General features: G+C 70.0%; 7 protein-coding genes. 5 read left to right on the forward strand and 2 right to left on the reverse strand.

The window, feature by feature from the left end; genetic code table 11:
* Positions 1-3,280: hypothetical protein (locus M0R80_27355; protein MCK9463355.1), on the reverse strand; the 3,280-nt coding region annotated here is incomplete at its 3' end.
* Between the two features lie 104 nt (positions 3,281-3,384).
* Here M0R80_27355 and M0R80_27360 point away from each other — a divergent pair.
* From M0R80_27360 to gmk, 3 genes are read left to right on the forward strand one after another with little or no spacing between them, the layout of a single operon-like run.
* On the forward strand, positions 3,385-3,693 hold the full coding sequence (locus M0R80_27360; GenBank protein ID MCK9463356.1) for a hypothetical protein: 309 nt from the start codon (positions 3,385-3,387) through the stop codon (positions 3,691-3,693).
* Between the two features lie 42 nt (positions 3,694-3,735).
* Entirely contained in the window at positions 3,736-4,608 is an 873-nt protein-coding gene (locus tag M0R80_27365; GenBank protein ID MCK9463357.1) for a YicC family protein, read from the forward strand.
* Positions 4,609-4,610: 2 nt separating this feature from the next.
* Positions 4,611-5,228, forward strand: a complete 618-nt coding sequence (gmk, locus tag M0R80_27370) for a guanylate kinase (GenBank protein ID MCK9463358.1) — start codon at positions 4,611-4,613, stop codon at positions 5,226-5,228.
* Between the two features lie 12 nt (positions 5,229-5,240).
* On the opposite strand, the gene M0R80_27375 is transcribed toward gmk, so the two are convergent.
* Positions 5,241-6,419 (reverse strand): metallophosphoesterase, encoded by a 1,179-nt coding sequence (locus M0R80_27375; protein ID MCK9463359.1) that lies wholly within the window; start codon positions 6,417-6,419, stop codon positions 5,241-5,243.
* A gap of 142 nt (positions 6,420-6,561) precedes the next feature.
* On the opposite strand from M0R80_27375, the gene M0R80_27380 reads away from it, so the two are divergent.
* The gene (locus tag M0R80_27380) at positions 6,562-6,720 is read left to right on the forward strand and encodes a hypothetical protein (protein ID MCK9463360.1); all 159 of its coding nucleotides are present in this window, start codon (positions 6,562-6,564) and stop codon (positions 6,718-6,720) included.
* 55 nt (positions 6,721-6,775) lie between these two features.
* Positions 6,776-8,092, forward strand: a complete 1,317-nt coding sequence (locus M0R80_27385; GenBank protein MCK9463361.1) for an inositol-3-phosphate synthase — start codon at positions 6,776-6,778, stop codon at positions 8,090-8,092.
* Positions 8,093-8,218 lie beyond the last annotated feature (126 nt).

Here is an 8,218-nt window from a genome sequence, read left to right on the forward strand (position 1 = left end):
ACGCGGCGAGATCGACCCCGGGACCGATGTCGATCTCGATGAACGCCGGCGCGCTGCCGTCGCCGCCGCAGATCTCGCGGATGCTGCCGTCACGGCGCAGGTTCAGGAGGTAGACGCCGGCGCTCGCGAGCTCCGGCGCGACGCGCAGGAGGCGGGAGTGCGCGGAGTCGACGGAGAAGGTGAGCCGCGGATCCGGCGCGGACTCCGTGGGCCAGCCCGCGGACTCGTCGAGGAGCGGCACGCCGCCCACGTTGTCGTGGAGCGCGAGCAGCGCGTCGGGCGTCGCCCAGGCGCGGTCCCCGAGGGCGCGCGCCAGCACCGCGGCGGTCACGCGGCACGACGAGGCGCCCTCCAGCACGTACCAGTCGTCGTCCAGCGGCGCGCCGATCTCGCCCGCCACGAGCGTGGGCGCGACGCACGGATCGCCGAGCGCCGTCGGGAGCTCGTCCTCGGTCGCGTACGTCAACGCCGCGCCGTGCGAGAGGAGCCGCACGGCCGTCGGGAGGCCGGCCGTGTCCCCGTCCGGGCGCACCAGGAGCCGCTGGACGTCGCCGCTGCCCGCGAACCAGATGAGCCCCTGCTCCGATGATTCCCCCTGAGACGAGAGCGCGTCCTCGGCCAGCAAGGAGAGGGTCGCGTCGGCGTGCCCCGGCTCGGCGACGCTCGCGAGCGCGAACGAGAACGAGGCCGCCGGATCCGCGTCGACGCGGGCCACGGGGCTCGCCGCGGGCTCGAGGTAGAGCTCGACCGGCGTCGCCTCGTTCAGCGCCGCCGCCTCGCAGGACACGTACGGGGCGAACCCGATCGCCGCCCCCTTGCCGGTCAGCACGGCGATCGCGATCGGCGCGCCCTCCTCAGCCGGCTCGAAATCGTCGCCGACGTCCACGAGCAAGGACGCCCCGGTCCCGTCGATCGCGTCCAGCCGGGCGTGGACGCCGTCCGAGACGCTGCGCGCTTCCGGGGGCGCCCCCCCCCCGGCGGCGGCGGCCGGCAGGATCGCGCTCACCGCGACGCCCACGTCCCCCGGGCGGAGCGCGCCGTCCGCGGTGGCGGCCGTCATCGCCATGGTCAGGGTGTCGGTCGTGCCGGCGACGTGCAGCGGGAGCACCGCCGTCTCGCGCCCGTCCGTGAGGATCACTCCGAGCCAGCCGGCCGGGCCGTCCGACGCGACCCGCAGCTGGAGGTAGAGCTCGTCCTCCTCCAGCGGCGCCGTGTTGTCCGGATAGAGATCGACGCTCAGCACATCGATCCCCGCGCCTTCGAACACCTCGCCGACGATTTCGGGGGCCCCGAAGAAGTCCGCGCGGATCTTCGCGCCGACGAAAACGATCTTCTCCTTCGAGCCCCGGGTGATCTCCGGATCGCCCGCCGTCGCGGTCGCGCGCGATTCCGGGAGCACGCGGAACGACGCGGCCGCCTTCCGGCCGCCGGAGATCACGTACATCACCGCCGTGTCGACGTCGACGGACGGCAGGACCGTGGCGCCCACGACGGCGTTGTGCGCGTCGAGCACCTCCACCGAGGACGCCCGGATCGCCGGGGTGTCGAACTCGATCTCGGGAGGCGCGCCCGCGTCGAACTCCATCGCGCCGTCGCCGTCCGCCCCGACGCTCTCGAGGTCGAACGACACGCTCCGCATGCCGCCGACCACGGTCCCGGGCGCGGCGATGATGTTGCTCGGCGTCTCCTCCGATGGGATCACCGAATACTCGACGACGTACTCCGCGCCGTCGTCCACGACCCGGAGCGTCGCCTCGCCCACCGGCGCGTCCTCCGCGACCCGGCTGATGATCACGAGCAGCGACTTCCCCCCGTCGAACGGCGTCTGCAGCACGACGCCGACGCCGGAGCGGAGCCCGACCGCGGCGGTGGACTCGGCGTCGAAGATCACGGGTTCCACTCCCTCGACCTCGACCGACGAGACGGCGATCCAGACGTTCTGCGCGCCCTGGGCGATGGTCGTGAAGCCCGAGAGGGTCGGCGCCAGGGGCGCGACGATCGCCAGCTTGCCGACGAGCTGCCCGGAGGACGTCTCGAGGCGCAGGGTGCAGGCCTTTCCGTCGAAGTCGCCGTCGACGGACACGTCCGCCGCGAGCGCCGTGGCCGACAGGCGCTCGAGCTTCTCGAGGTGGCACCCGTCCTCGTCGAAGGCGGCGTCCTCGGCGCCGGGGTCGCCGGTCGTGAACGGTGCGGCAAAGTGGCCGTTCGCCAGGACGGTCGTCGCGCTCGCGCCGCGCGGGAGGTGCGACGGCGAGAGCGTCAGGAACGCGGCGCCGCCCCCGGGCGGGTAGACGGTGAACGCCGCGCTGACGATCTCCCCTCCGGTCTCGACCGTGAGCGGCGTCGTCCCCAGGGCGGCCCCCTGCTCCGCGAGGACGGTGATGGTCATCCGGGACGGGTCGAGCGCGTCGAAGGCGATGTTCGCCACGTGCAGCCCCGGGTTCTCGGGGAACGAGACGACCGTGCCGCCCTCCTCCGCGCCGGCGTCGGGCTCCGGCTCCTCGAACGCGATGCTGTTGCCGGTGATGACGTGCGTCGACTGGGCCGGCACGGAGTCGGCGTTGAGCGTCAGCGAGTCCGGCTCGACCAGGAGCCACGGCGTGTCCCGCGGCAGGATCTCGATCTCCCCGAGCGCCACGAGATCCCCCGTGACGACCCCGACCTCCATCGGCCCCTCCGGGGTGAGCGGATCCACGTCCACCTTGACGGTCATCTGCGACATCCCGTCCGGGATAGAGTAGCTGCTCACCGTGACGTGCGTGCCGTCTCCGAACACCGCGTGGCTCAGCTCCTCGCTGAACGCCACCTCCTCGCCGAAGATGTCGATCTGGAAAGAGTAGGACCCCGCCTTGACCTCGGGCGGCTCGAGCGTGATCGCGGCCGGGCCGACCCGCTCCCGCACGGAGAAGATGCCGTTGAGATCCGTGCGCGGGTCGCAGCGCAGGACGACGAGGTGATCCCCGGGCACCGCGTCCATCGAGACGAGCAGGCGCGCGCGCAGGGTGTCGCCGTCGATCGCCTCGAGCGTCGCCGCCTCGATCTGCGAGGGCGCGTCGCTGAAGGTGAACTCGAGGCTCTCGCCCGATAGGCTCTGGCACTGCGCGAGCGGCACGCCGGGCGCTGTCAGGAGAACAGTCAGGGACGCGCCCTGGAGGGCGGTGGCCGGCGACAGCACGAGCGCCGGGGGCGTATCGCGATCGTGATCCAGGCCGCAGGCCGAGACGAGCACCGTGAGCGCAGCCATGCCGCACAACGCGGCGGCGGCTCTGCGTCCGGGCACAGCGCTTGCGCGGCAAGGCGAAACTGGTATGCTCCACATGACCCATTTCTACCCCAGATTCGGGTCGCGTGAAACCGAATCGGGCCAGGGGCGAAGGACGGCAGATGTTCATTCCGAAGGTAGAAGAGAGACACTACTACTGTTTCAAGTGCGGCAAGGAGATCGATTTCGACCGCATCAAGATGGCCAGGACCGACACCTGCCCGCACTGCAGCGCGGATCTCCACGCCTGCAAGAACTGCGAGTACTGGGATCCGGGCTACCACAACCAGTGCCGCGAGCGCATCGCCGAGTACATCACCGATCGCGAGCGGATCAACTACTGCACCAACTTCCTCTACCGCAACGGCAAGTACGAGGCGGTGGGCGACGCCAACGCGGCCAAGGCGAAGTTGAACGCGCTCTTCAAGTGATCGGGGACTGACCCGAGCGCCCCCAGGCGAAACGGTGCTTCGATGCGCAGCATGACCGGCTTCGGCATAGGCAGCGCGCCCCTCGGCGAGGGCCGGCTCGTCGTCGAGCTCAAGGCCGTCAACCACAGGTTCCTCGAGATCCGCAGCCGGGTCCCCAAGGAGCTCTCCGCCGCGGAGCCGCAGCTCGAGAAGCTCGTCCGCGCCGCTCTCGGCAGGGGCCACTGCACCGTCGTCGCCACCTACGAGAGCTCGTCCGGCGGGAGCGCGCGCCTCGACACGCGGGCCCTCGAGTCGTACCTCGCCCAGCTCGACGCGGTCGCCGGGCGTTCCGGGGTCCCTCGAAGAGAGCTTCTGCCGTTGCTCGCGAGCGCGCCGGATCTGTTCGTCTCCCCGGCCTTCGACGCGCCGGACGCGCTCACGGAAGCCGTGGAGGCGGCGTTCGGCGGGGCGCTCTCGCGGCTCATGGCGATGCGGGACCTCGAGGGCCGCGCGATGTCCGAGGAGATTTCGGCCCGCCTGTGCGGGATCAGCGGCGCCGTCGACGATCTCGCGCGCCTCGCGGCGGGGTACGCCTCGATGATCGTCGCCAGGACGCGGCAGAGGATCGCGGCGCTCCTCGCCGGCGGCGACGTCGCGCTCGAGGCCGGCCGCCTCGAGGCCGAGGTCGCGCTCCTGGCGGACAAGGCCGACATCAACGAGGAGATCACGCGCCTCGCGAGCCACTGCGACCAGATGTCCAAGCTGCTCGGCTCCGCGGAGCCCGTCGGCCGACGCCTCGACTTCCTCATCCAGGAGATGGGCCGCGAGGCGAACACAATCGGCGCCAAGGCTGCCTCCGCGGAGCTCACGCACGCGGTGGTCGAATTCAAGGCCGAGCTCGAGAAGATCCGCGAGCTCGTGCAGAACGTGGAGTGAACATGGACGCCCGTGATCCGGCGCTGCTCATCGTCTCGTCACCGTCGGGCGCCGGAAAGACGACGCTGTGCCACAGGCTCCTCGCGGAGTTCTCGGACACGCGCTTCTCCGTGTCGCACACGACGCGGCGGCCGCGCCCCAACGAGGTCGACGGCCGCGACTACCACTTCGTCGAGGCCCCCGTGTTCGAGGCGATGATCCGGAGCGACGCGTTCATCGAGTGGGCGCACGTCCACGGCAACCGGTACGGCACCGCCCACGCCGAGATCCGCGCGGCGGCGGCGGACAGGTGCGATGTCGTGTTCGACGTCGACTACCAGGGCGCGGCGCAGATCAAGACGAAGTACCCCGAGGCGATCGGGGTGTTCGTGCTCCCGCCCTCCCTCGCCGAGCTGCGGCGAAGGCTCGAGTCGCGGGGGACCGAGACCAAGGAGTCGCTCGACAGGCGGTTCGAGGCCGCGATCGGCGAGATCTCCCATCACGCGGAGTTCGACTACCTGCTGGTCAACGACGACGTGGACGGCGCGTACGATCGGCTGCGCGCCATCCTGCTGTCCCAGCGGATCCGCCACGGGCGGGTGCGCGCAACGGCCGAGCGGCTCATGTCCCGCGCCCCTTGAGCGGGCCGCGGCTCACCGCGCGCGGAGCACGACCCGGGCGATCTCGTTGCGCGTGCCGAGGCGCAAAGGCGGGCCCCAGGTGCCGGTGCCGTCCGTGACGTAGAGCCGCGTCCGCGCGGAGATCTCGTAGAGCCCCCGCAGGTACGGCTGCTGCAGGCGGACGAGCGCCGAGAACGGCCAGATCTGACCGCCGTGCGTGTGCCCCGAGAGCACGAGGTCTATCCCGAAGCCCGCGGCCTCGCGCGCGATCTTCGGCTGATGGGCGAGCAGCACGGCCGCCCTTTCCGGATCGCGGCCCGCGGTGGCCTTCGCGAGATCCTGTACCTGCGCGCCGCCGAACCCGTGCGCGGCGGGGTCGTCCACGCCCACGAGGTCGAACGACGCGGCCCCGTCCCCGATGACGACCCGCTCGTTGCGCAGGACGCGCAGGCCGAGCCGCCGGAAGGCCGGCAGCCACTCGTCGAGCCCGGTGTAGTGCTCGTGGTTCCCGGTGACGAAGTAGGCGCCGTGGCGCGCCCGCAGCCCCGCGAGCGGCGCGACCTCGGCGAGGATGTGCGAGGGCGAGGCGTCGACGAGATCGCCGGTCACCGCGATCAGATCCGGCGTGAGCGCGTTGACCTGGGCGACGGTCCTCTCCAACCACTCGCGATCGCCGCGCGAGCCGCCGAGGTGCAGATCGCTCAGCTGGACTATCACGAACCCGTCGAGCGCGCGCGGCAGGCTCGCCACGCGGATCTCGATCGCCGTCACGACGGGCTCGCGGGCGGCGTTCCAGGCCGCCTTTGCCGTGAGCGCGGCGACGAGCACGATCCCCACGAGCGCCGTGGCTCGCGCGATCAAGAGGCGCCGTTCGGGCGCGAGCGCGAGGCCGACCAGCTTCGCCCCGGCGAGGTGCGCGAGGCGGAGCAGATCGGTCGCGCCGAACCAGAACACGAGGAGCACCATGGCGCCCAGCCAGACGAACGGCACCACCCCGGCGGAGCGCAGGAACCCGCTCGGGAGCGCGTGATCCAGCCCCATCGCGGCGGGGACGCTCAGGGGGAGGATGACGAGCCCGATGGTGACGATCAGGCGCCACGGCGGCGCGATCTGCGTGTCGCGCACCAGGCGGAACCAGAGGTAGGTGTGCACCGCGGTCAGCACCACGACGGCGAAGGTCAGGAAGAGCGCGAATTGAGCTGCCCGGGACATGGCACCGGGACGTGCCACCAATTCGAGCAAAAATCTATTTGTTCGATCGCAAAGACCGCGAATTCGCTCGCCGATAAGTTACGGGTTTCAGCGAATTCAATGGGTTGCGGACATGGCACGGCACGTGCTGTTCAAATTATATATGACGACACGAAACCGCAGTCTCCACGTGATCTTCGGTCCTCCGGGCCTCTTCCTCGGGCTGACCCTCGCCGCGCTCGTCGCGGGCATCTGGATCGTCCGGAGCACGACCGCCGCCGCCGTGCAGAACCCTCCCCCCGCGACCGCCGCAACCCCGTAGCCTCGCGCTCAGGATTCCGCTGGAATCAACCGCACGCGTGTGGCATAGCAACCGCATGACAACCAAGAAGAAGTTCGACATCAAACCCGCGAACGGAAAGCTCGGCGTGCTGCTCGTCGGCCTCGGCGCCGTCAGCACGACCTTCGTCGCCGGCGTCGAGATGATCCGGCGCGGCATGCGCAAGCCCATCGGCGTCCAGGCGTGGATGGGGCGGGCGAGGCTCGGCAAGCGCACGGAGAACCGTTTCGTGAAGCTGAACGAGCTCGTGCCGCTCGCCAAGCCCGAGGACCTCGTGTTCGCGGCGTGGGACATCTTCCCGGACAACGCCTACGAGGCGGCCCTCAAGGCCGGGGTGCTCCAGAACGAGGACATCCAGCTCGTCCGCGAGGCGCTCGTCGCGCTCAGGCCGATGCCGGGCGCGTTCGATATGGACTACGTCAAGCGGCTCGAGGGCACGCACATCAAGAAGGGCACGCGGCGGCAGCTCGCCGACCAGCTTCGCGCGGATATCCGCGAGTTCAAGAAGAAGGTCGATCGCGTCGTCATCGTGTGGGCGGCGTCGACCGAGGCGTACCGTCCGGGTGGGCCGATTCACGAATCGATCGCCACGTTCGAGAAGGCGCTGGATGCGGACGACAAGACGATCGCGCCGTCGCAGCTCTACTCCTACGCCGCGCTCATGGAGGGCGTCCCGTTCGCGAACGGCGCGCCGAACATGGCCGTCGACGTGCCCTGCATGGTGGAGCTCGCGAAGAAGAACGGCGTGCCGATCTGCGGCAAGGACTTCAAGACCGGGCAGACCCTGATGAAGACCATCGTCGCGCCGGGGCTCAAGAACCGGCTGCTCGGCATCTCGGGCTGGTTCTCCACGAACATCCTCGGCAACCGGGACGGCGAGGTGCTCGACGATCCCGAGTCGTTCAAGAGCAAGGAGGTCTCGAAGAAGGGCGTGCTCGACACGATCTGCAGCGCCGAGACGTTCCCCGAGCTCTACAAGGATCTGTTCCACAAGATCCGCATCAACTACTACCCGCCGCGAGGCGACGCCAAGGAAGGGTGGGACAACATCGACATCTTCGGGTGGCTGGGCTACCCGATGCAGATCAAGATCGACTTCCTGTGCCGCGACTCGATCCTGGCGGCGCCGATCGTCGCGGACCTCGCGGTGTTCCTGGATCTCGCGCAGCGCGCCGGCTTCAAGGGGATCCAGGAGTGGCTGTCGTTCTTCTTCAAGAGCCCGCAGACGGCGGAGGGCGTGTACGCGGAGCACGACCTGCACATCCAGAAGATCAAGTTCAAGAACACGCTGCGGCACATGGCCGGCGAGGAGCTGATCACCCACCTCGGCCTCGAGTACTACGAAGACAAGTAGGGGGCGAACCTATGTGTTCGCCCGCCACCAGTCGCGTCGATCGCGTTGTAGGGGCGAACCTATGTGTTCGCCCTCTGTTTCATAGGGTTCGCCCTTCGTTTCATAGGGGCGGACACGCAGGTCCGC

The sequence above is a fragment of the Pseudomonadota bacterium genome, from assembly GCA_023229365.1.
Lineage (GTDB): Bacteria > Myxococcota_A > Polyangia > JAAYKL01 > JAAYKL01 > JALNZK01.